Genomic DNA, 25,707 nt, shown 5'->3' with positions numbered 1-25,707 from the left:
CTCACCCTATCATTTGTTACGGTATGTGTAGCGCAAAGCGCAAGTCAATCAAGCCCACCAATAGGCGGTCGCACGCATTTCGATGCTCACGCGCGGCGGCGCATCGGCAGGGCAGCCGGGCAGGTCGAATGCCACGTGCGGAACGTGGTGTGCGAGCGCAGGATCGCTGTCATTGGTCTTGAACAGGACGGCTTCATCGATCGTCATCTGCGAGAACCAGTGCCAGCGGTGCGCCGGATTGTGCGCGACGACCACCCCCTCGAACGACCACTCTGGCTGCCCCGGCGCATCGAACACGGCATCGGCTGCGATCAGGTCCTGCGCAGAGATACTGCGCGCGTCGCAGAACGCCAGCGGCACGTCCTGCGGCGGCGGCGAGATGGCGCGCCACACGTTGTAGTGCGCGCATCGCACGAAGATCCGCCCGTTCGCCCCTCGTTCGCCGAAGGCCTGCGCCGTGCGGTCCGAGATATCGATATGGGCAAAACGTGCAGGCATCGAATTGTCGAGGCTCCCCGCCTTGCCGCTCTTCTCGGAAAAGCGCAGCAGCCCCGGCGCGCCAACGTGGACAAAGTCCGCACCGGTACGCGCCTGCACCAGGTCCTCGATTTCGCGCATATGCACGCGCGTCACCTTGTCGCGGTCGGCGAAGTCAGTGACGGCGCTCTTGTGCGGGACGAGCTCGAAGCCCTCGCGGTCGATGCTGGTGCCCAGCCCCCGCGCATCGGTCATGGTCATGGGCACGGGGACGATGTCCACCTCGTCGCGCTCATGGGCGTTGGCATAGTAGCGCGGCCGCGCGAACTTGCGGCCCGAGTAGGCAATCAGCGCTTCCATCATGCTCTCCTCTGCCGGCCTGCTTTTGGCGCGGGTCCGGCTTTAACGCTTTCAATTCACGTCACCCCGGGCCTGACCCGGAGTGACGACAATGGAGGGCAGTGTGATCGCACCCCAACGAAAAAGGCCCGCCGTTTCGGGCGGGCCTTTTCCAGATCAACCGGCCGCCAGCTGCTGTTCCAGCTCGCCCAGCACGCGGTAACAGTCGAACACCTTCTGCACCGAGCTGTTCGGCTCGCGCCCCTCGCGGATCGCGGCGATGAACTCGCGGTCCTGAAGTTCGATGCCGTTCATGCTGACGTCGACCTTCGAAACGTCGATCGGCTCTTCCTTGCCATTCACCAGATCGTCGTAACGCGCGATGTAGGTCGCGGTATCGCCAATGTAGCGGAAGAAGGTGCCGAGCGGTCCGTCGTTGTTGAACGAAAGCGACAGCGTGCAGATCGCACCGGTTTCGCTCTTCAACTGGATCGACATGTCCATGGCAATGCCCAGCTCGGGATGGATCGGCCCTTCGATGGCATTGGCCTTGACGATCTTGCCCGCCTGATAAGCGAACAGGTCAACCGTGTGCGCGGCGTGGTGCCACAGCAGGTGATCGGTCCACGAACGCGGCTCGCCTTTGGCATTGATGTTCTTGCGGCGAAAGAAGTAGGTCTGCACGTCCATCTGCTGGACGTTGAACTCGCCTGCCTTGATCCGGTTGTGCACGAACTGGTGGCTGGGGTTGAAGCGACGGGTGTGGCCGACCATGCAGACCTTGCCGGTCTCTTCCTGAACGCGCAGCACTTCCTGCGAATCCGCCCAGCTGTCGGCCAGCGGGATCTCCACCTGCACGTGCTTGCCCGCCTTCATGCAGGCGATGGCCTGCGAGGCGTGCATCTGCGTCGGCGTGCACAGGATCACCGCATCCACATCGTCGCGCGCCAGTGCGTCTTCCAGCTCGGTCGACGAGTGCTTGGCGCCGTACTTGGCGGCAACTGCAGCGGCCTGTTCGCCGGTGCGGCTGATAATCGAGGTGATTTCGACGCCGTCGATGTTCTTCAGGCCATCGAGGTGCTTTTCGCCGAACGCGCCGGCGCCGGCCAAGGCTATGCGCATGTCTGTTCCCTTTCTTGCAAAAAAGGACCGGGCAACCGGTGAGGTTGCCCGGCAAGGGTGGATTGGGTTTGTCAGTCCGCGGGTTCGAGCACGATGTGCCCGATCGCGGTGTTGCTGCACGGAATGTGGTAATGGCGGTTGAGGCGCTTGACCTTCTTCCCCAGCGCCCCGCGCATGATCAGCCACATCACCATCTCGATGCCTTCGCTGCCGGTTTCGCGCAGGTACTCGATGTGCGGAATGTGGCGGACATCGTCATTGTCCGATTCCAGCATGTCGAGGAACTTGTTGTCCCACTCACGGTTGAGTAGCCCGGCGCGCGGGCCCTGAAGCTGGTGGCTCATGCCGCCGGTGCCCCAGATCTGCACGTTGAGGTCCTCGGGGAAGCTTTCCACGGCGCGGGCAATCGCCTCGCCCAGCGCCCAGCACCGGTTGCCCGAGGGGACGGGGTAGGTGACGACGTTCACCGCCAATGGCACGACCTTGACCGGCCATTTCTCCGGCTGGCCGAACATCATCGAAAGCGGCACCGTCAACCCGTGGTCGACGTCCATCTCGTTGATGATGGTCATGTCGAAGTCTTCGAGGATCAGGCTCTGCGCGATGTGCCAAGCGAGGTCGGCATGGCCTTCCACGTCCGGCACCGGGCGCGGGCCCCAGCCTTCGTCGGCCGACTTGTAGTGCTCGCCGCAGCCGATCGCGAAAGTCGGGATGATGTTCGCGTCGAAGGCCGAAGCGTGGTCGTTGTAGACCAGGATCACCACGTCGGGCTTTTCGCGGGCTTCCCATTCGCGGGTCCACTCGTAGCCCTTGAAGATCGGGCCGAAGTAGTCGTCCTGCCACTTGCCCTGGTCGACAGCGACGCCAAGCAGCGGAACGTGGCTGGAGCCGACGCCAGCAGTAATCTTGGCCATGTCAGTAGCCTCCCTTGATCGAGCGATTGCCTTCGGGCTTGCGGCCGCCTTCCAGCATCATCTGGCGATATTCAGGCCAGGTCATGTCGGTCATCGTGCTGACCGCCTCGGCAAACGGCAGCCCGTCCGAAGAGAAAAGCTTCGAGAGGAAGTAGACGTTCCCGCCAAGGTCGAGCAACGCGTTGTAGTCGCGCCGAAGCAGCGCCTGCTTGGCTTCCTCGCTGATCTTCCACTCGTCGAGATAGGCGCGCTCGTCGGCCTTGAACCGTTCGCGGTTCTCCGGCTTCATCAGGCTCATCGCGAACTGGTTGATCCAGTAGCCCTTGCGGGCGCGGGCAGCGGTGTAGACGCGGGTGCCCGGAATGTCCTCGAACTCGGCGAGGTATTCGTGGATGTTCTGGGTCGGCTTGGCTCTTTCGGTCACAGGCCCCTCTCCTTCAGCTTGGCGTCAAGGCGCGGGAACACGCGGCGCGCGTTGCCCTCGAAGATCGCGTGGCGTTCGGCATCGCTGATGTCGAGTGCGTCGACATAGCGCTTGGTATCGTCGAAATAGAACCCGGTGGTCGGGTCAATCCCACGCACCGCGCCGACCATTTCCGACCCGAACAGGATGTTCTTGTTCTCGATCACGTCGGCCAGCAGGTCGATGCCCGGCTGGTGATAGACGCAGGTGTCGAAAAAGATGTTGTTCATCAGGTGCGTGTCGAGCGACGGCTTCTTGAGCATGTCGGCAAGGCCGCGATAGCGTCCCCAGTGGTAGGGCACCGCGCCGCCGCCATGCGGAATGATGAAGCGCAGGGTGGGGAACTTGCTGAAGAGGTCGCCTTCGAGCAGCTGCATGAAGGCGATGGTGTCAGCCGCGATGTAGTACCCGCCCGTCGCATGCATCGCCGGGTTGCACGATCCCGATACGTGGATCATCGCCGGAACGTCCAGCTCGCACATCTTCTCGTAGAACGGGAACCAGTATTCATCGGTCAGCGGCGGATGCTTGAAGTGGCCACCGCCCGGATCAGGGTTGAGGTTGCAGCCGATGAAGCCGAGCTCGTTCACGCAGCGCTCCAGCTCGCGGATCGAGGACGACATGTCCGCTTCCGGAGACTGCGGCAGCATGCACACGCCCGCGAAGGTGTCAGGGTAAAGCCCGACAACGCGCGCGATCAGGTCGTTGCAGACCTGCGCCCACTTCACCGCGACCGACTGATCGCCAACGTGCGGGGCCATGGCCGAAGCGCGGGGGGAGAAGATCGTCATGTCCGCGCCACGCTCCTTCAGCAGGCGCAGCTGGTTCGATTCGATCGTCTCGCGGATCTCGTCATCCGAGATTTCGGGATAGGGCGGGCACTCGGTCCCGGCCTTGAATGCGGCCTTCTGCTTCTCGCGCCATTCGTCGTGCGCCTTTGGCAGCACGGTGTAGTGGCCGTGGCAGTCGATGATCATGGTCATGCGACTTCAGTCCTCTTAGCGTTGAATGCGATTGTCTTGCCCGCCTGCTCGCGCTGGCGCTTCACGGTCCCGCTGGTCATCACCGGCTCGATGCCCAGCGATTCCAGCGTCTTGCAGCTCTCTTCCATCTCGGCCGCACGACGGAGCCCATGCGTCGTCATGCGCTCGACATTGTACTCGGCGCGATCGAACCAGCTCTGCGTCTTCTCGCTGGCGTCCAGGGAGGACAAAACCTCGTCCACCACGCCGGCCTTCGTCGCCGCCAGCATCATTTCGGCGGTCAGCGCCTCGATGCCCTTTACCATGATCGAGCGGATCATCTTGATTGCGCTGGCCCGGCCGATCTCGTCCCCAACCACTCGCGTCTTGGCAAAGCCTGCCGCCTGCAGCCGCGCCTCGGCCTCTGCAGCATGGGCACCCGAAATCAGCAGCGGCACATTCATCCGAGCGGGGTTGACCGGGGCCAGCACCGCAACGTCGACATAACGCCCGCCTGATGCCTCGATCGCCTTGGCGGCGGCCCGCTTGGTGTCGGGTGCCACCGAATTCATGTCGCACCAGAGCGCGCCCGGCTTCAGCAGACCGGCATAGTCCTCAGCCGCAGGCAGCGCCGAATCCGCCGTCACCAGCGACAGCACCACGTCGGCATCGCCAAGCGCATCTTCGGCCGAGCCGCAGATCACCACGCCCGCCTCTTCCATCACCGCCCGTCGTGCCGGGTTGATGTCGAAGGCCAGCGCCGCAGACTCCCAGCCTGCCGCCTTGGCAAAAGTGGACCCGGCCTCACCGAAGCCGATCAGGGCAATCACGCTCTCCATGGCGCCCGGTCCTGCGCGGCAAGGCGCAAAGGAACAAATGCAAACATCGCCACAGGTATAAATTTATGCAAACCCTTCTGCGGCAACCTCGCGCAGCAGGGCGACGAAGGCGGCCTGAGGAGCAGTTGGCCGCCAGCCTTCTCGCGTGGTGATGCCGATGGTCCGCGCCACCGGCACCGGCGGCGGCAGCGTGGCCAGCACGCCCGCGTCCAGTTCCACCGCCAGTTGCGCCGGGGACAGCAGCGTCAGCGCGTCAGATCCCAGCAGCAATTGCCGTACCGTCAGCACCGATCCGCACTCGATCCCCACCCGCGGCGGCTCCGCCCCGGCGCCGCGCATCATGCCTTCCCAGTAGTGGCGCAACGGCGTGTCGCTGGCGGGCAGAATCCACGGAAACGCCGCCAACGCGGCGCCATTCACCGTGCCTGCCAGCAAGGGATGCCCGGCGCGCATCACCAGTGCAGGACGATCTTCGAACACCGCCTCCTGCGCCAGATCATCGAGAGACGCCGCATCACGAAGCGCGCCCAGCATCAGGTCCACTTCACCGTCGCGCAAAGGTCCGGAAAGCTCGGCATGGCTCCCTTCCACCACTGCCACATCCACCCCCGGATGGGCTCCGGCAAAGCGCAGGATCGTCTCGGGCAGCCAGCGCGCGCGGCTCAGCGGCATGGCGCCAACCACCACCCGCCCCGCCGCCTTGCCCTGCCAGGCCGCCACTTCGGCAAGGCCTGAACGCAGTTCCGCCATCGCCAGGCCGAACCCGCGTGCGCGCCTTTCGCCCGCAGGCGTCAGCATCACCGAACGCCCGCGCCGGTCCACCAGCCGCTGCCCCAGCGCGACCGAAAGATCCGCCACCGCCCGGTGCAGCGAGGCCGACGAAAGCCCCGTCGCTTCCGCCGCCACTGCATAGGACCCAGCCCTTGCCAGCGCGAGGAACGCCCGCAATTGCGTGCCAGTCACGCGCGGAGAGCCGACATGCGCAATCGCAGCTTCGGCACGCGGTGCAAGCAGCAGCGCGGGCTCGGTCGGCGTCATGCCGGCCGGCCCACGTTCGAACAGCGCACATCCCAGGTCCGCCTCCAGCCGGGCGATCGCCTGCGTCAATGCAGGCTGCGTCAGGTTCACCGCCCGCGCCGCCCGCGTCACGCTGCCGTGGCGCACGGTCGCCGCGAACGCCGCGATGTGGCGGACATTGATCGCAAGGAGTTGCATGGTGCATCGCTTAGCATTTCCTTATGGGCAGTGCCAAACATTGCATTGGTTCCTCGCGCCCCGCAGTCGCATGGAACCGGCGAAGATTTTTCATGGGAGCCGGAAATGTCGGGAATCGTCGTCCAGAACATCGAACGTGCCGATCCAGCCGTGATCGATGGCCTTGCCGCCTGCGGCGTCGCCACCGTCCACGAAGCGCAAGGCCGCACCGGCCTGCTCGCCTCCTACATGCGCCCGATCTATCGCGGCGCGCGCATCGCCGGCAGCGCCGTCACCATCAGCGCGCCTCCGGGTGACAACTGGATGGTCCACGTCGCCATCGAACAGCTTCAGGCCGGAGACATCCTGCTCCTCGCCCCGACCTCACCGTGCGAAGACGGCTACTTCGGCGATCTTCTCGCCACCAGCGCGCAGGCGCGCGGCTGCCGTGGCCTGGTGATCGACGCTGGCGTGCGCGACGTGCGCGACCTCACGGAAATGAACTTCCCCGTCTGGTCCAAGGCGATCTACGCGCAAGGAACAGTCAAGAACACGCTCGGCAGCGTCAACGTGCCCGTGGTCTGCGCCAACGCGCTGGTGAATCCCGGTGACGTGATCGTGGCCGACGATGACGGCGTCTGCGTCGTGCCCCGCGAAAAGGCCGCCGAAGTGCTCAAGGCCGCGCAGGCGCGCGAAGCCAACGAAGGCGAAAAGCGCGAGAAGCTCGCTGCCGGCGTCCTCGGCCTCGACATGTACAAGATGCGCGAACGGCTGGAGAAGGAAGGCCTCAAGTATGTCTGAGGCAGGCATGCCCCAAGGCATTCGCTGCATGTGGATGCGCGGCGGCACGTCCAAGGGCGGCTACTTTCTCAAGGATGACTTGCCGCAGGACACGGCCCAGCGCGATGCCTTCCTCCTGGCCATGATGGGCAGCCCCGATCCCGTGCAGATCGACGGAATGGGCGGCGCCGATCCCCTGACCAGCAAGGTCGCGGTCGTTTCCAAGTCCAGCCGCGAGGGCATCGACGTCGACTACCTGTTCCTGCAGGTCTTCGTCGATCAGGCGATCGTCACCGATGCGCAGAACTGCGGCAATATCCTTGCCGGCGTAGGCCCCTTCGCGATCGAGCGCGGGCTGGTAGCGGCCACCGGCGATGAAACCCGCGTCGCCATCTTCATGGAGAACACCGGCCAGGTCGCCGTCGCCACGGTCAGCACGCCCGATGGCAAGGTCACCTACAAGGGCGATGCGAAGATCGACGGGGTCCCCGGCTCCCACGCGCCGGTGCCACTCGAATTTCGCGATACCGCCGGTTCCTCGTGCGGCGCGCTCCTGCCCACCGGCAACGCCGTCGACGAAGTGAATGGCGTGGCTGTCACCCTGATCGACAACGGCATGCCCTGCGTGGTGATGAAGGCCGAGGATCTCGGCATCACCGGCTACGAAGACCGCGACTGGCTCGACAATGCGAGCGATCTCAAAGCGAAGATCGAAGACATCCGCCTCGCCGTCGGCGAACGCATGAATCTGGGTGACGTGAAGGAAAAGTCCGTCCCCAAGATGATGCTCGTCGCCCCGCCGAAGAATGGCGGCGCGGTAACCGTGCGCAGCTTTATCCCCCACCGCGCCCACGCCACCATCGGCGTCCTCGGCGCGGTCAGCGTCGCCACCGCCTGCCTGATCCCCGGCTCGCCCGCCGCCGAGGTAGCCTCGATCCCCGAAGGCAGCCGCAAGCTGCTCTCGGTCGAACACCCCACCGGCGAAATGAGCTGCGTTCTGGAAGTGGACGACGCCGGCGAAGTCCGCACCGCCGCCCTCCTGCGCACCGCGCGCAAGCTGATGGATGGAGTAGTATTTGCATGACCGACCAGAACCGCATCATCAGCTGGCACGCCAATCCATCGAAGCCGCGCTACACCCCGCCACCCGGCGCGGTCGATGCGCATTGCCATGTCTTCGGCCCGATGGCGCAGTTCCCGTTCAGCGCCAAGGCCAAGTACCTGCCGCAGGATGCCGGCCCGGACATGCTCTTCGCCCTGCGCGATCACCTGGGCTTTGAACGCAACGTCATCGTTCAGGCCAGCTGCCACGGCACCGACAATGCCGCCACGCTCGATGCCATCGCCAAGTCGAACGGAAAGGCCCGCGGCGTCGCCGTGGTCGATCCCGCGATCTCCGAAGCAGACCTCCACGCCCTGCACGAAGGCGGCATCCGCGGCATCCGCTTCAACTTCCTGAAGCGCCTTGTCGACGACGCGCCCAAGGACAAGTTCCTCGAAGTCGCGCAGCGCCTGCCCAAGGGCTGGCACGTGGTGATCTATTTCGAGGCCGACATCCTCGAGGAACTGCGCCCGTTCATGGACGCCATCCCCGTCCCCCTCGTGATCGACCACATGGGCCGTCCCGACGTGCGCCAGGGACCGGACGGTGCCGACATGAAGGCCTTCCGCGCCTTCCTCGACAGTCGCGATGACATCTGGTTCAAGGCCACCTGCCCCGACCGCCTCGATGCCATCAAGGAAGGCGGCGCGGGCGATCCGTGGAATGCCTTTGCCGATGCCGTGGCGCCGCTGGTGGCCGATTATCAGGACCGCGTGCTGTGGGGCACCGACTGGCCGCACCCCAACATGGACACCGAAATCCCCGACGACGGCCACCTCGTCGACATGATCCCGCGCATCGCGCCGACCGAGGAACTCCAGCGCAAGCTGCTCATCGACAACCCGATGAAGCTGTACTGGGCAGATTGAGGACGGCGGGCGAGAGCTTCAACCGATTGCGCTTGCAGCATGGTGCGATAGTCTGCGAACCATGCTGCATCGCCATCTGCCTCTCACCGTCCTCGCGCTACTCGCCCTGATCCCCACCACGGCAAGCGCCGAAACGCTCTATGTCCGTGCCGGGCGGCTGATCGATCCGGAAGCCGGACGGGTTCTCGCCGCGCAGGTGATCAAGGTCGAGGAAGGGCGCGTCGTGGCTGTCCAGCCCGATGGTCCCTTGCCCGCAGGCGCGAAAATCGTGGATTGGTCGGCCTTCACCGTCCTGCCCGGCCTGATCGACTGCCACGTGCACCTCGCCGACGTCGAACAGTCCAGCAACGTCGCCGAGCCGCTGCTCCATTCAGCCATGGAGATCGGCTTCATTGGCGCGCGCAATGCCAGGAAGACCCTGCTCGCAGGCTTTACCTCGGTGCACGATGTCGGCTCCTTCCGCGCCTATGCCGATGTCGAACTGCGCAACGCCATCAACCGTGGCGACGTGCCCGGCCCTCGCGTCAGCGCGGTGGGGGCCTATGTCACCATCCCCGGCGGCGGCGGCGAGGTCACCGGCTTCTCGCCCGATGTCACCGTCCCTGCCGACATGCGCGCCGGCGTCGTCACCGATGCGGCGGACGTTACCCGCAAGGTCAACGCGCTGTTCCAGAACGGCGCGGATTCGATCAAGCTGATCGCCACCGGCGCAGTGCTGGCGCAAGGCACCGAACCCGGCCAGATCGAACTGTCGGGCGAGATGATGAAGGCAGCGGTCGACGTTGCCCGCCAGCGCGGATCATGGGTCACCGCCCATGCCCATGGCGCCGCCGGAATCAAGCTTGCCATCCAGTCGGGCGTCAAGGCGATCGAGCATGCCAGCCTGATCGACGATGAAGGCATTGCCCTTGCCAAGGCGCGCGGCGTCTGGCTCGACATGGATATCTACAACGGGGATTTCATCGCCGAGGTCGGCAAGCGCGATGGCTGGCCTGCCGACATGCTGCGCAAGAACGACGAGACCACCCAAGCCCAGCGCGCAGGCTTCCGCAAGGCGGTCAAGGCCGGGGTCAGGCTCAGCTATGGCACCGACGCCGGGGTCTTCCCCCACGGCGCCAATGCGCGGCAGTTCAAGTACATGGTCCGCTACGGAATGACGCCGATGCAGGCAATCCAGTCTGCCACCACCGTCGCCGCCGACCTGCTCGGCTGGAGCAAGGACGTCGGCGCCCTCTCGCCCGGCCATTGGGCCGACATGATCGCAGTCACCGGGGACCCCCTGGCCGATATCGCCGTCCTCGAAGACGTGCGCCATGTCATGAAGGGTGGCGAATTGGTGAAATGAGCGAAAAGGGGCGGCCCGGATCGAGCCGCCCCGATCTGCCGGCAAGGGAGGACCGGCAAGAGCCGACAGGGCCGGAGGGGGACGGCCCGCCAGATGGCAATCACTGCTCGCTCAGAGCAACTTCCACGTCACCGGCACGACGATGGCCGTGGCGCCGCCCGGCGGTGGCGGCACCGAACCGGCGCGCGTCGGCATGGCCAGCGCCTCCTTGTCGAGCGTGCTTGAGCCCGAGGGCGCGACAAGTTCGGTTCGCTCGATGTTGCCGCCAGCGCCGACGAACACCTTGACTTTGGCCGTGCCTTCCTCGCCGCGCATCTGCGCCGTGCGTGGATAGGTCTGCTTGGACGCGATGATGCGCGTCACCTGCTTCTGCCACTCGGCAGACTGCGCAAAGGCAGGCATGGCGGTTGCGGCAAAGGCAAGCGAGGCAATGCCAAGTGCGATCCTGTCGATAATCTTCATGGGTCGTTCCTTCGATCTTCTTGAATGACGTTGCGGCTTTCAGAATTCGGACCAATCGTCCTCGTCGACCTTCAGGGCAGTATTGCCGAGGACCGGAGCGGGGCGCGCTGCAGGCTGCGCGGCGGGCTCTGCCGTCGCAGTAGCCACGGGCAGCGGAGCGGGCTTCGACGCTGCGGGCGCAGAAGCTTGCGGCTTGGCGGAGAGCAGTGCCGATGAGCGGGCCTGGCCGCTCGTACCAAGGCGGAAGCGCCCGACCTGCTCGACCAGCGCAATGGTCTCGTTCGAGAGATTGCGCGTTCCGGCCGAGCTTTCCTCGACCATCGCGGCATTGCGCTGGGTAAAGCTGTCCATCGAACCGACCATCGCCGAGATGTCGGCAATGCCGGCCGCCTGCTGTCCGGCAGCCTCGGCGATCTGGTCTACCAGCTCCGAGACCGCACTGACTTCGTTGACGATCTGCCGCAGGGCCTCACCGCTCGATTCGACCAGGGCAACCCCGCCGCTGACCTCTTCGGTGCTCTTGCCGATCAGGTCGCGGATCGATTTGGCGGCATCGGCAGACCGCTGCGCCAGGGCACGCACTTCGGTGGCGACCACCGCAAAGCCCTTGCCGGCATCACCGGCACGCGCGGCCTCGACTCCGGCATTGAGCGCCAGCAGGTTGGTCTGGAAGGCAATGCCGTCGATGACCCCCACGATCTCGGCCATCTCGCGCGAACTGGCCTCGATGCTGCGCATGGCGGCCACGGCACGATTGGCGGTATCGCCAACACCGTCGGCGGTGTTGCGGGCCACAGACAGGCGGGTGCTCGTCTGCTTCACGTTCTCGGCCGTGGTCCTGACCGAGGAGCTGAACTCGGTGATCGTGCGCGATGTTTCAGCCAGCGATGTCGCCTGCTGCTCGGCGCGCAGCGCCAGGTCCGATGCCGCGCTCGAAATCTCGTCCGTACCAAGCTTGATCGTGTGGCAACCCTCGACGATCTTGCCGAGCACCCGCTCAAGCGCGGTCACGGCAGCATTGTAGTCGACATGCAGCTTTGCCAGCGCGCCCGATCCGTTCTCCTTGACGCGGAAGGTCAGGTTTCCTTCGGCCAACGCGGTCAGTCCCTCGCCGATCTCATCGATGGTCAGCTGCACTTCGCGGGCGCGCTGCTTCTCGGCTTCGGCGCGGGCATGGTCGGATGCGAAGACATCGCGGAAGCGATCAAGCGCGCGGGCAAGCTGGCCAAGTTCGTCGGACCGGGAAAGGCCCGGGACGGCGACGTTATGATTTCCATCGATCAGGCGCGACACGGCGTCCGACATCGACACCACCGGCTTGGCGATGTTGCGAATGAGATAGACCAGCAGGACAACCGCGCTGAGCAGAGCAAGGCCAAGCGCCGCAAGGGTGAACTTGCGCGCCGAGGCATAGATCTTCTCGGCATTGGCGGCGACCGCAGCGCCGTCCTTCTTGTTGGCCTCGATCACGGCGAGGATCGTGTCTTCCAGGGCATAGAAGGTATCGATGCCCTCGCCATCGTGCATCACCTGGGCGCCCCGGGTGTCGCCGCCGATCGCCATCGCCTGCATGGTTTCATCCTGGGCAAGGAAAGTCGCCCAGGCCTGCTTCAGCGCGGCCGTCCCGGTCTTCTGATCCGGCGTGATGGCAAGTTTCTCGAACTCGACGATTTCCGCATCGATCGCGCTGCGCGCATTCCTGAGCAGTTTCTGGCCGCGCGCCACGGCCTCGGGCGTCTCCCCACTGAACATCTCGTCCTGCTTGAGGCGATATTGCGAGGTGAAGGCGTGGATATCGCCGAGCTTTTCCGCGCTGGGTATCCAGATGTCGCGCTGTTCGGCGGCAATGGCATTGACCTCGCCGATCTTCGAAATCGCGAACAGGCCCATGCCTGCCATCGCCGCAAGCAGCAGTGCAAAAGCAGCGATGAATTTTTTGGTTATGTTGAAGCTGAACATCAATGTTCCCCGACAGGCCTTGCGGCATGTCACCCGCTTATGCCGGGAGGGGGGAACTTTCCGTATCGCGACGGCCCCGTAGAGTCGCGCACTGGCCTAGAAAGGTTTTCTCCAGCCAGATTGTCACAACGCTACTGTTTGCGCAGCTTTCGGCCCGATACGGGCCACCTTCATGGTTAATGTTGCCGGGGGGTCAAGCGCCCAGAAGATGCAGCGTCACGCGCCGACGATGGCCTGCCCGGCGGTGCTCGCACAAATATATGCCCTGCCACGTGCCCAGTGCCAGTCGCCCCCCGACCAGCGGAATCGATAGCGACACGCCCGTGAGTATCGACTTCAAATGCGCCGGCATGTCGTCGGGACCTTCATCGTCATGGGCATAGCCACCGTTCTCCGGCGCAAGACGCGAAAGCCAGCGAACGATATTGCCCCGCACTTCAGGCGCGGCGTTCTCCTGGATTGTCAGTGAAGCCGAGGTATGGCGGCAGAACACGGTCAGCAAGCCGGTGGCCATGCCCTGTTCGCCAGTCCAGCGCACCACATCGCGGGTTATCTCATGCAGGCCTTGGCCCGGGGTAGCGATGGTGATCTCGGTGGCAGACTGGCGCATGACGGCCTTATGGCAGCATATGCCCTCGCCGCGCCAGACCTCGCAGCCGTCCGACCCACACCCCACACAACACCGTCACCCCGGGCTTGACCCGGGGTCCCGCTTTTCTTCCTGCACACCCTCGCAACAAGAAAGCGGGATCCCGGGTCAAGCCCGGGATGACGATGAAGGGTGGTGCTGGAACAACTTGACAAAAAGAACCATATAGGTTATACGCCCCACCCTCAGGTCAGGAGAGGGCACAAGGCCAACCCGCTCCTCTCCTTCGGAAGCTGACGCTGTGTGCGGAAAGCTTCCGGCGCGATCGGTGCGGCAGGTGCGCAGCGGGTTCAACGAGGGGCGTAAAGCCCAAGACCCACCGGGCATTCCCTGCCGTTACCCAAGGACAGACAGGACAACCCAGGGCTGATAGCACGGCGCCGAACCCTGAGCGACGCTGCGGATGCGGAACCCGCCATGACTTGCGTGACAATGTCGGCGCAAACGACAGGTTCTTTTCACGCAGCCGCTTGCCAGAAGCCAAGGCAGCAAGCGAGCCGCTGCCAAGGCTTCGTCCTTTCACATGTGTCCGCCCTCAGGCTGAGCCGACAAGGGGTCCGGAACCGCCCCCCGGCCACTCGCAACCGGTCCCGCGCCCCATCCCTTGCGTGCCAAACGGCACCGCACCGGTCGCGCGATCTGTCACTTCCCACCGGCGCACCGGTCCGTATTCGCCAGCGGATGCCTACTCATAACACCCCTGCGTCCCCGCGCAGGCGGGGACCTCGGTGTTCTTACGGAACCTCACAGTAAACCGACTGAGGCCCCCGCCTGCGCGACGAGCCGAAGGACGGGGGAGCGGGGGTGGCAAATCAGGCGCCCCCCTTGCAACCACCGCCTCTCCCCGCCACAGCAACGCCATGCCGTTCGAGATAGCCAGCAGCGCAATTGCGACGATGACGGTGGCGGCCCGCGATGCCTGCCCCGACGAGGCGTGCGGCCTCCTGCTTGGCTGTGGCACCCGCGTGGAAACCGCCGTTCGCACCGCCAATGTCGCGGCCGACCCGGCGCGCCATTTCGAGATCGATCCCGCCGCCCTCATCGCCGCGCACAAGGCGGCGCGGGCTGGCGGGCCGGACGTTCTCGGCTATTTTCACACGCATCCCAACGGCCTTGCCCGCCCGTCATCCACCGACGCAGCCAGCGCCGCGCACGATGGCAAGGTCTGGGCGATTGCCGCGCCGGTCCGCGACGGATCGTGGGCAATTACGTGTTGGCACGATGGCCCGAACGGGTTCGAAGCGCTTTCCTATGCGGTCATCGCTGGCTAAGGCTGTAAGGCATCAACCCGTTTGCTCGCACAGAGCCCCTTGCGCAGACCACTGATCCAAAAAGGCCTTCCATCAGAACATGACAGCACCTGCTTCCGCGCTCGATCTCGCCAGCCTGCTCTGCTCGCGCCTTTGCCATGACATGCTCAGCCCGGTAGGCGCGCTTTCCAACGGTCTCGAACTCCTAGTCGAGGAGAAGGACCCCGAAATGCGTCAGCGCTGCTTCGAACTGCTCGAACAGAGCGCGAAGGCGTCGGCAGACAAGCTCAAGTTCTTCCGCCTCGCCTTCGGTGCGGCCGGCGGCTTCGGCGATTCCGTGCCGGTGAACGAGGCGCGCGCCCTGATCGATGCGCTGGCCGGCAGCAACGGGCGTGTCGCGGTGAACTGGATGTTCGGCGTCGATGCCTTGGCCAAGCCCGCGGTGAAGACCCTGCTCAACCTCGCCCTGATCGGGCTCGACGCGCTGGTCCGCGGCGGCACGCTCGATATCGGTGCAGAAGTGAACGGCGGCGCGATCGAGATCGTCGTGCGCGCCGCCGGGCAGCGCGTGGCGTTTGATCCGGCGGTCGGTCAGGCGCTTGAAGGCACGTTGGCTGCAAGCGAACTGTCCAGCAAGACGGCGCCCGCCGCGATGGTCCAGCAGCTTGCCGCCTCGGTCGGCGGCGGGGTGCAGGTCCACGTCACGGCGGAAAGCCTGGTCATGGGCGCAGTGCTCCCGGCAGCCTGATCCATGATGCGCCGCTGGCTCGTCCATCGCGAGGTGCCATCGCCGAACTGGAACGAGCGCAAGCTGCCGGTCACCATGGTGGTGCTGCACTATACCGGCATGGAGACCGCACAGGCGGCGCTTGATCGGCTCTGCGATCCGGCAGCGGAAGTCTCGGCGCACTACATGATCGACGAGGACGGCACCGTCACCGGCCTGGTGGACGAGGACAAGCGCGCCTGGCACGCCGGGCGGTCCTCCTGGCGCGGGATCACCGATATAAACTCGGCGAGCGTCGGGATCGAACTGGTAAATCCCGGCCACGAATTCGGCTACCGCCCGTTCCCCGACGCACAGATCGAGGCGCTGCTGCCGCTGCTCGCCGATATCGTCAAGCGGCACAACGTGCCCCGCGCCAACGTTGTCGGCCATTCCGACGTTGCCCCGGCGCGCAAGGAAGATCCGGGCGAGTTGTTCCCGTGGGAATTGCTCGCTCGGCACCGCCTCTGCCTGCCCACACCCAAGCTCTCGATGCGGCTGCTCTACGACAACGAGGCTGCGTTCTTCCTCGCCCTCGAACGCTTCGGCTATGACATTTCCGATCAGGAAGCCGCAGTGCGCGCCTTCCAGCGGCGCTGGCGGCCACACCGGATCGATGGGCAGGTCGATGGCCAGATCGGCGCATTGCTGTTCGAACTCCTGTTGGAACGCGATCTCGGTCATGCTAGGTGACCGCTCGCCAGGGGGCCGGGCAGCCGCGTGATCGCAAGATCCCGAGGAAAGTCCGGGCTCCACGAAACAAGGGTGGCGGGTAACGCCCGCCGGGCCTGACACCGCAAGGTGGAAGGTCAAGGGAAAGTGCCACAGAGAGCAGACCGCTAGTCCGCAAGGACGAGTAAGGGTGAAAGGGTGCGGCAAGAGCGCACCGCGCGACCGGCAACGGAAGCGGCACGGCAAACCCCACCCGGAGCAAGATCGAATAGGGACTGCGCGCTCTTCCGAGCAGGCTTGTTTCGGGCCAGCAGTCCGGGTTGATTGCTTGAGCGTTCCGGCAACGGTCCGCCTAGAGGAATGGCTGCCAGCGGCGATACGGTCCACTTGTGGGATACCGTCGGCGCTACAGAACCCGGCTTACAGGCCCCCTGGCGCTTCGATGGTTTCCTACAGCGCTGCAAGTTGTTAGGACGGGTCCATGTCCGGCGGCCATCATCACCATCACGATCATCATGGGCATGGGCACGGGCATGACCACCATGGCCATGGCCATTCCCACGCTCCCGCCAGCTTCGGCCGGGCCTTTGCCGTCGGCATCACGCTGAACCTCGGCTTTGTCGTGGTCGAGGCGGTCTACGGTGTGATGGCCGGTTCGATGGCGCTGGTGGCAGATGCCGGACACAACCTGTCCGACGTGCTGGGACTCGTCATCGCCTGGACCGCCAGCGTGCTGGCAGCGCGGCCGCCCTCGGCCCGCTTCACCTATGGCTTCAAGTCCAGCTCGATCCTGGCCGCCCTCGGCAATGCCGCGTTCCTGCTGGTCGCGCTGGGCGCCATCCTGGTCGAGACGATCCGCCGGCTGATAGAGCCCGAGCCGGTTGCGGGTGGTCCGGTCATGGCGGTAGCCGCCGTCGGCATCGTGATCAACACCGTCACGGCGCTGATGTTCATGCGGGGGCGCAAGCACGATATCAACATCCGCGGCGCCTACCTGCACATGGCTGCAGACGCTGCGGTTTCGGCCGGCGTCGTTGTCGCAGGCCTGCTGATCACGCTGACAGGTGCGCAATGGATCGATCCGGTCACCAGCCTTGTCATTGTCGGCATCATCGCCGCAGGCACATGGGGGCTGCTCAAGGATTCGCTGCGCATGGGCCTGCACGCCGTTCCGCCCGGAATCGACGAGCAGAAAGTGCGGCACTTCCTCAACTCGCTGAGCGGGGTCGAGGCGGTGCACGATCTGCACATCTGGCCGATGAGCACGACTGAGACCGCGCTGACCGCGCACCTCGTGATGCCGGGCGGCCATCCGGGTGACAGCTTCCTCCACCAGCTCGCGCATGAACTGGACCATGATTTCGGCATTGGCCACGCAACCGTCCAGGTCGAGACGATCGATGGCCACGAATGCGCGCTGTTGCACGATAACGTGGTGTAAACAGCCCCATCGTGCATCCCTCAATGTCCCAAGAGACAGGTCGCAGGGCACGGGACAGAGGGCCATATCGGCATCAGGAGACGTTCCGATCGGGGCAGACTTACCCCTCCGCCCCGGTTCCTCCCTTGATCCCCGGCTACTCGTTCCCTTCGGCCGGGGTACCAATTCTTCAGGCGCGCTGCCCCACGCAGCGCGCCTATTTTTTGCCAATTACACTTCGTAATCAAGCACATGCACCATGGGCCATGTGGAATCGCCCCGTGCAGCTACCACCTCTGGTCGCGGAGGGGCGGGCCGGCAGCCTCAGATCTTGCGCCGGATACAGCCACGTTTCGACCAAGGAGTTACCGATGAGCTCGAAGTTCCTGATCGCGGCCCTCGCCGCTACCGCCGCCACTGCAGCACCCGCGTTCGTCACGCCTGCCTTCGCCAACCACCATGAAGAGACCAAGATGGTCGGCGGCGCCGCAATGTACCCCTCGAAGACCATCGTCGAGAACGCGGTGAACTCGGCCGATCACACCACGCTGGTCTCCGCGGTCAAGGCAGCCGGCCTTGTCGATACGCTGAATGGCACCGGCCCGTTCACCGTCTTCGCTCCCACCAACGCTGCCTTCGCCAAGCTGCCTGCGGGCACTGTCGATACCCTGCTCAAGCCCGAAAACAAGGCCGCGCTGACCAAGGTCCTGACATACCACGTCGTGCCGGGCAAGGTGACGGCGGCGCAGCTCGTCGCCAAGATCAAGGCCGATGGCGGCAAGACCGAACTCACCACCGTCGCGGGCGGCAAGCTCACGGCCTCGCTGATGGGCGATACCGTCATGCTCACCGACGAAAAGGGCGGCATGGCCCACGTGACGCAAGCCGATGTGATGCAGAAGAACGGCGTGATCCATGTGACCGACGCGGTCTCGCTGCCGAACTGATCTTGCTTGCCCCTTCCAAACAGGGGGGCAGTGGCCAACAAAAAGGGCGGGTGCCTCTCGGTACCCGCCCTCTTTCATGTTCAGTCGAAGCCAGAAATCAGGCCGCTTCTTCCTTGCCCTTGTGGACGCGGATCGGTTCCTTGCGACCTTCGACGACGTCCTTGTCGACCACGACCTCGTTGATGTCGGTCTCGGTCGGCACGTCGAACATGGTGTCGAGCAGCAGGCCTTCGACGATCGAGCGAAGCCCGCGCGCGCCGGTCTTGCGTTCGATGGCCTTCTTGGCGATCGCTTCAAGGGCGTCGTCGGTGAAGGTCAGCGTCACGTCTTCCAGCTCGAACAGCTTGGCGTACTGCTTGATCAGCGCGTTCTTCGGCTCCTTGAGAATCTTGACCAGCGCCTCGATGTCGAGGTCGTTCAGGGTCGCGATCACCGGCAGGCGGCCGACGAATTCGGGGATCAGGCCGAACTTGAGGAGATCCTCAGGTTCCGACTTCTGGAGCAGTTCGCCCACGCGGCGCTTTTCGGGATCGGCAACGTGCGCGCCGAAGCCAATCGAGCGCTTCTGCAGGCGGTCGGCAATGATCTTGTCGAGGCCCGCAAAGGCGCCGCCGCAGATGAACAGGATGTTCGTGGTGTCGACCTGCAGGAACTCCTGCTGCGGATGCTTGCGCCCGCCCTGCGGGGGAACCGAGGCGGTGGTGCCTTCCATCAGCTTGAGCAGCGCCTGCTGCACGCCTTCGCCCGAAACGTCGCGCGTGATCGAGGGGTTCTCGGCCTTGCGGCTGATCTTGTCGATCTCGTCGATGTAGACGATACCGTGCTGCGCCTTCTCGACGTTGTAGTCGGACGCCTGCAGCAGCTTGAGGATGATGTTCTCCACGTCCTCGCCCACGTAACCGGCTTCGGTCAGCGTGGTGGCATCGGCCATGGTGAAGGGCACGTCGAAGGTCTTGGCAAGCGTCTGTGCCAGCAGCGTCTTGCCCGAACCGGTCGGGCCGACGAGCAGGATGTTCGACTTCGACAGTTCGACATCGCCGCCCTTGCCGCTGTGCTTGAGGCGCTTGTAGTGGTTGTGGACCGCCACCGAGAGCACGCGCTTGGCGCGGTCCTGGCCGATCACGTAGTCGTTCAGAGTCTCGAAGATGTCGCGCGGGGTTGGTACGCCGCCATCCTTCTTGCCGGCGATGCCGGCCTTGGTCTCTTCACGGATGATGTCGTTGCACAGTTCGACGCATTCATCGCAGATGAACACGGTCGGCCCGGCGATGAGCTTGCGCACTTCGTGCTGCGATTTGCCGCAGAAGCTGCAGTAGAGGGTGCTCTTGGTATCCGATCCGGAAAGCTTGGTCATTCGTCCATCCCAGGCGCCTCTCCACGAGAGGCGGGCCCGATCATCCTACTACCGCAAGGGCATTAATCAACCGGACTCGATTACAGTAACGTGATCCTAAGGGGCAAAGCCTTTCGCTGGGCTTAAGGCCTTGACCCTCAGGGTTATTCCTTATGCGGGTGCGCCGCCCGAACCTTCTTCGCCGCCGACCGAATCGGTCACCGGACGCGATTCGAACACCTTGTCGACGAGCCCGAAGTTCTTCGCTTCCTCGGCTTCGAGGAAGGTGTCGCGGTCCATCGCCTTCTCGATCTCGTCGAGCGAGCGGCCGGTGAACTTGACGTAAAGGTCGTTCATGCGCTTGCGGATGCGCAGGATCTCGCGCGCCTGGATCTCGATGTCCGAGGCCATGCCGCGTGCGCCGCCCGAAGGCTGGTGGACCATGATGCGCGCGTTGGGCAGCGCGATGCGCATGCCCGGCTCACCGGCAGCAAGCAGGAACGAGCCCATCGACGCAGCCTGGCCGATGCACACGGTCGACACGCGGGGGCGGATGTATTGCATGGTGTCGTAGATCGCGAGACCTGCCGTAACCACGCCGCCCGGCGAGTTGATGTACATCGAGATGTCCTTCGACGGATTTTCCGATTCGAGGAACAGGAGCTGGGCGATGATCACCGAGGCCATGTGGTCCTCGACTTCGCCGGTCACGAAGATGATGCGTTCGCGCAGCAGGCGCGAATAGATGTCGAAGCTGCGTTCGCCGCGGCTCGATTGTTCGACCACGACCGGGATCAGCGCGCCGGTGACGGGATCGGTGGTGAATTTGCCTTGCGCACTCGATGCGCCGAACAGGTCGAGCATGGAAATCCTCATATGGTTAGGCTTCGCTATGTCGCGTGCCACGACGCGATGTTCAAGGGCGTTAACCCCGAATCCGGGGATTTGCGGGTCGAAAGCCGGTTTGGTGACACGCCCGAAGGTGCTGCCGCCATCAAGGCGCTTGCAAGTGCGGCGGGCCGTGCGCAGCATCCGGCGGAGATTCTGGCGTGGGGTCGGCTTGATGAGAATGCTGTTTCTTTGCTCTGCCATGGCCGCTGGTGCACTACCTTCATGCGGCGCGGCGCAGAGCGTGTCCGATTACTTGGCACGGATCGCGGCGGTCGACGACTCCGGACCGAAGCTCAACGCGGTGTTGGCGATCAACCCCGATGCGGCGAAGGAGGAGGCTGCCGCCAGAAAGGTCAAGGGACCGCTTGCGGGCAAGGCGGTGCTGATCAAGGACAATATCGAGGTTGCAGGCCCAATGGCCACGACCGCCGGAAGCCTGGCCCTGAAAGACAACGTCACCGGCCGCGACGCTCCGCTTGTCGCAAGGCTTCGCAAGGCGGGAGTAGTGATCCTGGGCAAGACCAACCTTTCGGAATGGGCCAACATCCGTTCGTCCTCCTCGTCCAGCGGCTGGAGCGCGATCGGAGGACAGACGAAGAACCCCCACGCGATCGACCGGACGGCGTGCGGATCGTCATCAGGCAGCGGCTCTGCGGTGGCCGCGGGTCTTGCCTGGGCAGCCATCGGCACCGAGACCGACGGGTCGATCACCTGCCCGGCCTCGGTCAATGGCATCGTCGGCTTCAAGCCTACCGTCGGTATGGTCAGCCGCACCCATGTGGTCCCGATCAGCCACAGCCAGGACACGGCGGGACCGATGACCCGGAGCGTCGCCGATGCCGCGCTGCTGATGAACGCGCTCGCCGGGACCGACCCCGCCGATAGCGCCACCGCCGAGGCCGACAAGCGCAAGGCAGACTTCACCGCAGGCCTCGCCACCGCCAACCTGAAAGGCGTCCGCATCGGCGTGCTGCGCAAGCAGGCGGGCAACCACCCTGCCCTGCTTGCCCTGTTCGACAAGGCGCTGGCCGACCTGAATGCGGCGGGCGCGGAGCTGGTCGAGATCGCGTTCGAACCCTCGCCCGAAATGGGCCGCGACGAGTTCACCGTGCTGCTCTACGAATTGCGCGAGGACATGGGCGCCTACCTGCGCTCCCTGCCCGCCAAGCAGGGGCCGAAGTCGCTTGCCGACCTGATCGCCTTCAACAAGGCGCATCCAGACGAACTGCGCTGGTTCGGGCAGGACGTTTTCGAGCAGGCCGAAGCGACGACCGACCAGATCGGCTATAACGCCGCACGCGCCAATTCGCTCAAGCTCGCCGGGGCCGAAGGCATCGACAGGCTGCTGCGCGAGAACAAGGTGACCTTCCTTGTCGCGCCGACCGAGGGCCCGGCCTGGCCGATCGACCTGGTGCTGGGCGATCACTTCGTTGGCGTGGGCGCCGGCAATCTCTCGGCCATCGCGGGATATCCGCATCTGTCCGTGCCGATGGGCGCGGTAGAGGGCCTGCCCATCGGCCTTTCGATCATGGGCGCGAAGTGGGACGACAAGCGCGTATTGGAAGCGGGCGCTGCCTACGAACGCGCCCGGACCACGGCAGTGCCTGTCCCCTCGTTCAAGCGCTGGGGGGAGTAAGGTCCCTAGCCGCCGCGGGACCGGCGGAAGCCTGCTGCCTGGGCCTCTTCCTCGGTGCAGAAGAGCCGCTCGGGCCGGGTCCCGTCATAGTACTTCATGCCGGGCAGGTAATAGATGTACTCGCCATTGCGCTGGCTGACATTGCCCTTGATCGCGCAGCCGAAGGCGTTGCGATAGACCTGGGCCCTGCTAGTCCGCGTCGATCGCGCAACCCCTTGCGCCCTCTGGCTGGCGCTGGCCGCAATACCGGCCTGAGGATGGGCCTTCCTCCAGTCTGATGGCCGATCGAAAGTGCCCGCCCAGATGCCGGCCTTCGCGGTCTTCACGGCCTGCTCCACTTCCAGATAGGGCGCGTCGCCGGGGCTGTTTTCAATGGCAACGGCAAACCCGGCGGCGACCATGGCTTCGGACAGGTCCCGTTCGTCAATCATGCACTGGCCAACCGCGAGGCCTTGCGCGTTCTGCGCCCGGACGCTGCATTTCACCTCACCCGTCTGCAACAGCAGGCCAAGATGACGCTTCGCATCTGCGCCGCAGTCCCAGTTTGTGCCGCCGCGCGCGCATTTCTGGCCGAGTTCGGGCGCGTCGATGCCGAACAGGCGGATACGCTGGCCGGTCATGTCGATCGTGTCGCCATCGAGTGCCGTGGCATTGCCGCTGATGATCTGCGCGGCAGCGGGTAGCGGGGTCGTGGCGAGCAGCAGGGCTATGAAGGCGCGCAAAGGGAATCTCCTGACCGGGGCAGGCCATTCCTTCGCGCAAGCAGGGTTAGGATTTGGTTTGCGCCTGAAATTGCGCCTGAATTTGCGTCTGCGACTGCAGGGCTTCGAGGGCTTCGAATTGCGATTGCAGCGCGCGCTGGCGGGCATTGGCGCGAGCGAGGCTGCTGCGTTTCTGCGCGGTGTCCCTGCGCATCCTGCGCCAGACCGCCAGGCTGTGGAACCACTGCGAGATGACTTCCAGAAGGCCGCTGCCGCGCGGACGCATGGGGGCGTGCGAGCGCGGCAGCGGGGTGGGTTCGGCCACGGTTGCGGAGGCTGTGGCCGAATGGCGTTCAGGCAGTGCTTCGGGAACTTCGGGCTCCAGCGCGAGCGCGCGGTCGAGCAGGTCGATCGTGGTCATGGCAGCCGGAGCCTCCGTGGACGGCAGCGCAGCGATTGCTGCAGCCGAAGCTCGCTTCGCGGAGGCCCTGGTCCGATTTGCGGGCTTCTTGCGGCTGGCCTTGCGGGCGGTGGTGGGGCGGCGCTTTGCGCTCTTCCCCTTGGCGACCTTGCGGGGCTTCTTCGATGAGGGCGTGGCTGGCGCTTCAGGCCACGGGATGCTGGCGATCACCGCGCCGCGCGGTGCTGGCAGGATAAGGTGATCGGGAAAGGCTGGCGGATTTGCCTGGCGCAGCAGGAAGGAAGGCTCTCGCAGCGAGACTGCCGACACTTTGGAGCGAGGCGCTTTCCCCCTGATGGAAGCGCGGGGCGGACGTGGACGCGAGGCAACACGATTGCGAACGGTGTGCATGGCAGTTCCCCCAGACGAGGTTCCTTGCCGATGGATGCTGGCACAATGCGACTCGGGTGCGAACGGGAGATGGATCGGAAACCGAATGGTCTGCACTTTTCCTAACGAAATACGCATTCAAGCGGCGCGCAATTACGTAGCGCATGGCCAGAAACGCCAACGGCCCGGCGTGCTGATGCGCGCCGGGCCGTCCGAAATCCGGCCTTCGCAAGCCGGATCAATCCGAAATGGAGATCAGCCTTCGGCCTTCTTCTTCGGTGCAGCCTTCTTCTTCGGAGCAGGCGCTTCTTCAGCGGCGGCTTCGGCAGCAGGGGCTTCCTCGGCAGCCTTCTTCTTGGGAGCGGCCTTCTTCTTCGGCGCTTCGGCTTCAGCTTCAGCAGGAGCAGCAGCTTCCTCGGCCGGAGCTTCGTCCTTGGCAGCCTTCTTCTTGGCCGGAGCCTTCTTGGCGGCCTTGGCCGGAGCGGCGGCGGCGCCTTCCTCAGCCTCGATCGCGGCCTGCAGCTCTTCCTTGGTCACTTCTCGCTCGGTGACTTCGGCCTTGTCGAACAGGAAGTCGACGACCTTGTCTTCATAGAGCGGCGCGCGCAGCTGGGCGGCGGCAAGCGGTTCCGAACGCACGTAGTCGACGAAGCGCTGGCGGTCCTGTTCGCGGTACTGCTGCGCAGCCTGGCGGATCAGCATTTCCATTTCTTGGGCAGAAACGGTCACGCCGTTGGCTTGGCCGATTTCCGACAGGAGCAGGCCGAGGCGCACGCGGCGTTCGGCGATCTTGCGGTAATCGTCCTTCTCGGCCTCGATTTCCTTCAGGGCTTCTTCCGGGTTCTCTTCGTTCTGGGCTTCCTGCTGAAGCTGGGCCCAGATCTGCTCGAACTCGGCATCGACCATCGAAGGCGGCACGGCGAAATCGTGGCCGGCGGCAAGCTGATCGAGCAGCGCGCGCTTCATCTGGGTGCGGGTCAGGCCGGCAGTTTCCTGCTCCAGCTGGCCGCGCAGCAGGGTCTTCAATTGCTCGAGGCTTTCGAGGCCGAGCATCTTGGCGAATTCGTCGTTGGCTTCGAACTCACCGGGGTTCTTCACCGCCTTGACCTTGATGTCGAAGGTGGCTTCCTTGCCCTTGAGGTTTTCGGCCGGGTAGTCTTCCGGGAAGGTCACGGTGATGACGGTTTCGTCACCGGCCTTCACGCCGACAAGCTGTTCCTCGAAGCCGGGGATGAAGCGGCCAGCGCCGAGTTCCAGCGGGGTGTCTTCAGCCGCGCCGCCTTCGAAAGCAACGCCATCGACCTTGCCGAGGAAGTCGATGATGATCTGGTCGCCGTCCTTGGCCTTCGCGCCCTTCTTGGCGTCGGTGAAGGACTTCTGGCCAGCGCCGATGCGGGCAACGGCTTCGTCGACTTCGGCTTCGGTGACGGGAACGGTCAGCTTTTCAAGCTTCAGGCCATCGAGCGAGGGCGCTTCGATCTGCGGCAGGACTTCCAGCTCGACGGTCAGTTCGGCGTCCTTGCCTTCGTCATAGCCTTCGCCGAGCGAGACGGCGGGTTGCATCGCGGGGCGCAGCTTATTGTCGGCAACCAGCTTGTCCATCGCTTCGCGGATGGTGGTCTGCAGCGCTTCCTGGTGGAGCGCCGGGCCGTGCATCTTGCGGACGAGGTTGGCGGGCACCTTGCCGGGGCGGAAGCCGGGCATGCGCACCTGCGGCGCGATCTTCTTGACCTCACCTTCGACCCGAGCGGCGATGTCGGCCGCGGGGATGGTGACGGTGTAGGCGCGCTTCAGGCCCTCGTTGGTGGTTTCGACGATCTGCATC

General features: G+C 64.8%; 26 protein-coding genes and 1 other RNA gene. 12 read left to right on the top strand and 15 right to left on the bottom strand.

Annotated features, from left to right (window positions below; translation table 11 throughout):
* Positions 1-48 precede the first annotated feature (48 nt).
* From AC3WLM_RS11380 to ligR, 7 genes are all read right to left on the bottom strand, one after another.
* Entirely contained in the window at positions 49-837 is a 789-nt protein-coding gene (locus AC3WLM_RS11380; RefSeq protein ID WP_492477407.1) for a CmcJ/NvfI family oxidoreductase, read from the bottom strand.
* 156 nt (positions 838-993) lie between these two features.
* On the bottom strand, positions 994-1,938 hold the full coding sequence (locus AC3WLM_RS11375) for a Gfo/Idh/MocA family oxidoreductase (protein WP_039336078.1): 945 nt from the start codon (positions 1,936-1,938) through the stop codon (positions 994-996).
* Between the two features lie 71 nt (positions 1,939-2,009).
* A complete protein-coding gene (locus tag AC3WLM_RS11370; RefSeq protein ID WP_039336079.1) occupies positions 2,010-2,852 on the bottom strand; it encodes a class III extradiol dioxygenase subunit beta in 843 nt (280 codons plus the stop codon).
* A gap of 1 nt (position 2,853) precedes the next feature.
* On the bottom strand, positions 2,854-3,276 hold the full coding sequence (gene ligA / locus AC3WLM_RS11365; RefSeq protein WP_427465948.1) for a protocatechuate 4,5-dioxygenase subunit alpha: 423 nt from the start codon (positions 3,274-3,276) through the stop codon (positions 2,854-2,856).
* On the bottom strand, positions 3,273-4,298 hold the full coding sequence (locus tag AC3WLM_RS11360) for an amidohydrolase family protein (RefSeq protein ID WP_492477406.1): 1,026 nt from the start codon (positions 4,296-4,298) through the stop codon (positions 3,273-3,275). The genes ligA and AC3WLM_RS11360 overlap by 4 nt, the downstream gene beginning before the upstream one ends.
* Positions 4,295-5,116 (bottom strand): NAD(P)-dependent oxidoreductase, encoded by an 822-nt coding sequence (locus tag AC3WLM_RS11355; RefSeq protein WP_062341957.1) that lies wholly within the window; start codon positions 5,114-5,116, stop codon positions 4,295-4,297. The genes AC3WLM_RS11360 and AC3WLM_RS11355 overlap by 4 nt, the downstream gene beginning before the upstream one ends.
* Before the next feature lie 63 nt (positions 5,117-5,179).
* Positions 5,180-6,331, bottom strand: coding sequence for an aromatic metabolism transcription factor LigR (gene ligR / locus AC3WLM_RS11350; RefSeq protein WP_492477405.1), 1,152 nt, complete (start codon positions 6,329-6,331; stop codon positions 5,180-5,182).
* A 105-nt stretch (positions 6,332-6,436) separates the two neighbouring features.
* Here ligR and ligK point away from each other — a divergent pair, with 105 nt between their 5' ends.
* From ligK to AC3WLM_RS11330, 4 genes are all read left to right on the top strand, one after another.
* On the top strand, positions 6,437-7,111 hold the full coding sequence (gene ligK / locus AC3WLM_RS11345; protein ID WP_039336089.1) for a 4-carboxy-4-hydroxy-2-oxoadipate aldolase/oxaloacetate decarboxylase: 675 nt from the start codon (positions 6,437-6,439) through the stop codon (positions 7,109-7,111).
* The gene (locus AC3WLM_RS11340; protein ID WP_039336091.1) at positions 7,104-8,174 is read left to right on the top strand and encodes a 4-oxalomesaconate tautomerase; all 1,071 of its coding nucleotides are present in this window, start codon (positions 7,104-7,106) and stop codon (positions 8,172-8,174) included. The genes ligK and AC3WLM_RS11340 overlap by 8 nt, the downstream gene beginning before the upstream one ends.
* A complete protein-coding gene (locus AC3WLM_RS11335; protein ID WP_492477404.1) occupies positions 8,171-9,061 on the top strand; it encodes an amidohydrolase family protein in 891 nt (296 codons plus the stop codon). The genes AC3WLM_RS11340 and AC3WLM_RS11335 overlap by 4 nt, the downstream gene beginning before the upstream one ends.
* Before the next feature lie 61 nt (positions 9,062-9,122).
* On the top strand, positions 9,123-10,406 hold the full coding sequence (locus AC3WLM_RS11330) for a Xaa-Pro dipeptidase (protein WP_492477403.1): 1,284 nt from the start codon (positions 9,123-9,125) through the stop codon (positions 10,404-10,406).
* A 111-nt stretch (positions 10,407-10,517) separates the two neighbouring features.
* On the opposite strand, the gene AC3WLM_RS11325 is transcribed toward AC3WLM_RS11330, so the two are convergent.
* The 3 genes from AC3WLM_RS11325 to AC3WLM_RS11315 all read right to left on the bottom strand — a co-directional run bounded on the left by AC3WLM_RS11325 (position 10,518) and on the right by AC3WLM_RS11315 (position 13,437).
* Complete coding sequence (locus AC3WLM_RS11325) at positions 10,518-10,868, bottom strand: energy transducer TonB (RefSeq protein ID WP_039336097.1); 351 nt, start codon at positions 10,866-10,868, stop codon at positions 10,518-10,520.
* A gap of 39 nt (positions 10,869-10,907) precedes the next feature.
* On the bottom strand, positions 10,908-12,827 hold the full coding sequence (locus tag AC3WLM_RS11320) for a methyl-accepting chemotaxis protein (RefSeq protein WP_492477402.1): 1,920 nt from the start codon (positions 12,825-12,827) through the stop codon (positions 10,908-10,910).
* Between the two features lie 193 nt (positions 12,828-13,020).
* Positions 13,021-13,437, bottom strand: coding sequence for a secondary thiamine-phosphate synthase enzyme YjbQ (locus AC3WLM_RS11315; RefSeq protein ID WP_492477401.1), 417 nt, complete (start codon positions 13,435-13,437; stop codon positions 13,021-13,023).
* An 899-nt stretch (positions 13,438-14,336) separates the two neighbouring features.
* On the opposite strand from AC3WLM_RS11315, the gene AC3WLM_RS11310 reads away from it, so the two are divergent.
* The 6 genes from AC3WLM_RS11310 (at position 14,337) to AC3WLM_RS11285 (ending at position 18,531) form a co-directional block, all read left to right on the top strand.
* Positions 14,337-14,747: a M67 family metallopeptidase gene (locus AC3WLM_RS11310; protein WP_492477400.1), complete on the top strand. Its 411-nt coding sequence runs from the start codon at positions 14,337-14,339 to the stop codon at positions 14,745-14,747.
* 79 nt (positions 14,748-14,826) lie between these two features.
* A complete protein-coding gene (locus AC3WLM_RS11305) occupies positions 14,827-15,474 on the top strand; it encodes a histidine phosphotransferase family protein (RefSeq protein WP_039336109.1) in 648 nt (215 codons plus the stop codon).
* Positions 15,475-15,480: 6 nt separating this feature from the next.
* On the top strand, positions 15,481-16,185 hold the full coding sequence (locus AC3WLM_RS11300; protein ID WP_039336291.1) for an N-acetylmuramoyl-L-alanine amidase: 705 nt from the start codon (positions 15,481-15,483) through the stop codon (positions 16,183-16,185).
* Positions 16,186-16,192: 7 nt separating this feature from the next.
* Positions 16,193-16,603, top strand: an RNA gene (gene rnpB / locus AC3WLM_RS11295) — RNase P RNA component class A.
* A 42-nt stretch (positions 16,604-16,645) separates the two neighbouring features.
* Entirely contained in the window at positions 16,646-17,605 is a 960-nt protein-coding gene (locus AC3WLM_RS11290) for a cation diffusion facilitator family transporter (RefSeq protein ID WP_193827674.1), read from the top strand.
* A gap of 350 nt (positions 17,606-17,955) precedes the next feature.
* The gene (locus AC3WLM_RS11285; protein WP_492477399.1) at positions 17,956-18,531 is read left to right on the top strand and encodes a fasciclin domain-containing protein; all 576 of its coding nucleotides are present in this window, start codon (positions 17,956-17,958) and stop codon (positions 18,529-18,531) included.
* 97 nt (positions 18,532-18,628) lie between these two features.
* Here AC3WLM_RS11285 and clpX read toward each other — a convergent pair whose 3' ends face one another.
* Together clpX and clpP are read right to left on the bottom strand one after the other, a co-directional pair.
* Complete coding sequence (gene clpX, locus AC3WLM_RS11280) at positions 18,629-19,885, bottom strand: ATP-dependent Clp protease ATP-binding subunit ClpX (RefSeq protein ID WP_039336115.1); 1,257 nt, start codon at positions 19,883-19,885, stop codon at positions 18,629-18,631.
* Positions 19,886-20,035: 150 nt separating this feature from the next.
* The gene (gene clpP / locus AC3WLM_RS11275) at positions 20,036-20,728 is read right to left on the bottom strand and encodes an ATP-dependent Clp endopeptidase proteolytic subunit ClpP (protein WP_039336292.1); all 693 of its coding nucleotides are present in this window, start codon (positions 20,726-20,728) and stop codon (positions 20,036-20,038) included.
* Positions 20,729-20,927: 199 nt separating this feature from the next.
* On the opposite strand from clpP, the gene AC3WLM_RS11270 reads away from it, so the two are divergent.
* Entirely contained in the window at positions 20,928-22,391 is a 1,464-nt protein-coding gene (locus tag AC3WLM_RS11270; RefSeq protein ID WP_492477398.1) for an amidase, read from the top strand.
* 5 nt (positions 22,392-22,396) lie between these two features.
* Here AC3WLM_RS11270 and AC3WLM_RS11265 read toward each other — a convergent pair whose 3' ends face one another.
* Complete coding sequence (locus AC3WLM_RS11265) at positions 22,397-23,113, bottom strand: thermonuclease family protein (protein WP_492477397.1); 717 nt, start codon at positions 23,111-23,113, stop codon at positions 22,397-22,399.
* Positions 23,114-23,159: 46 nt separating this feature from the next.
* Entirely contained in the window at positions 23,160-23,513 is a 354-nt protein-coding gene (locus AC3WLM_RS11260; protein WP_492477396.1) for a hypothetical protein, read from the bottom strand.
* On the opposite strand from AC3WLM_RS11260, the gene AC3WLM_RS11255 reads away from it, so the two are divergent.
* Entirely contained in the window at positions 23,512-23,754 is a 243-nt protein-coding gene (locus AC3WLM_RS11255) for a hypothetical protein (protein WP_156135833.1), read from the top strand. The genes AC3WLM_RS11260 and AC3WLM_RS11255 overlap by 2 nt on opposite strands.
* 383 nt (positions 23,755-24,137) lie before the next feature.
* Here AC3WLM_RS11255 and tig read toward each other — a convergent pair whose 3' ends face one another.
* A complete protein-coding gene (tig, locus tag AC3WLM_RS11250) occupies positions 24,138-25,706 on the bottom strand; it encodes a trigger factor (protein WP_039336121.1) in 1,569 nt (522 codons plus the stop codon).
* Between the last annotated feature and the right edge of the window lies 1 nt (position 25,707).

The sequence above is a fragment of the Novosphingobium sp. FW305-C-30-35 genome, assembly GCF_058783135.1.
Note: the sequence above shows the minus strand (reverse complement) of the source record. Positions and strands in the feature narration are given on the sequence as shown.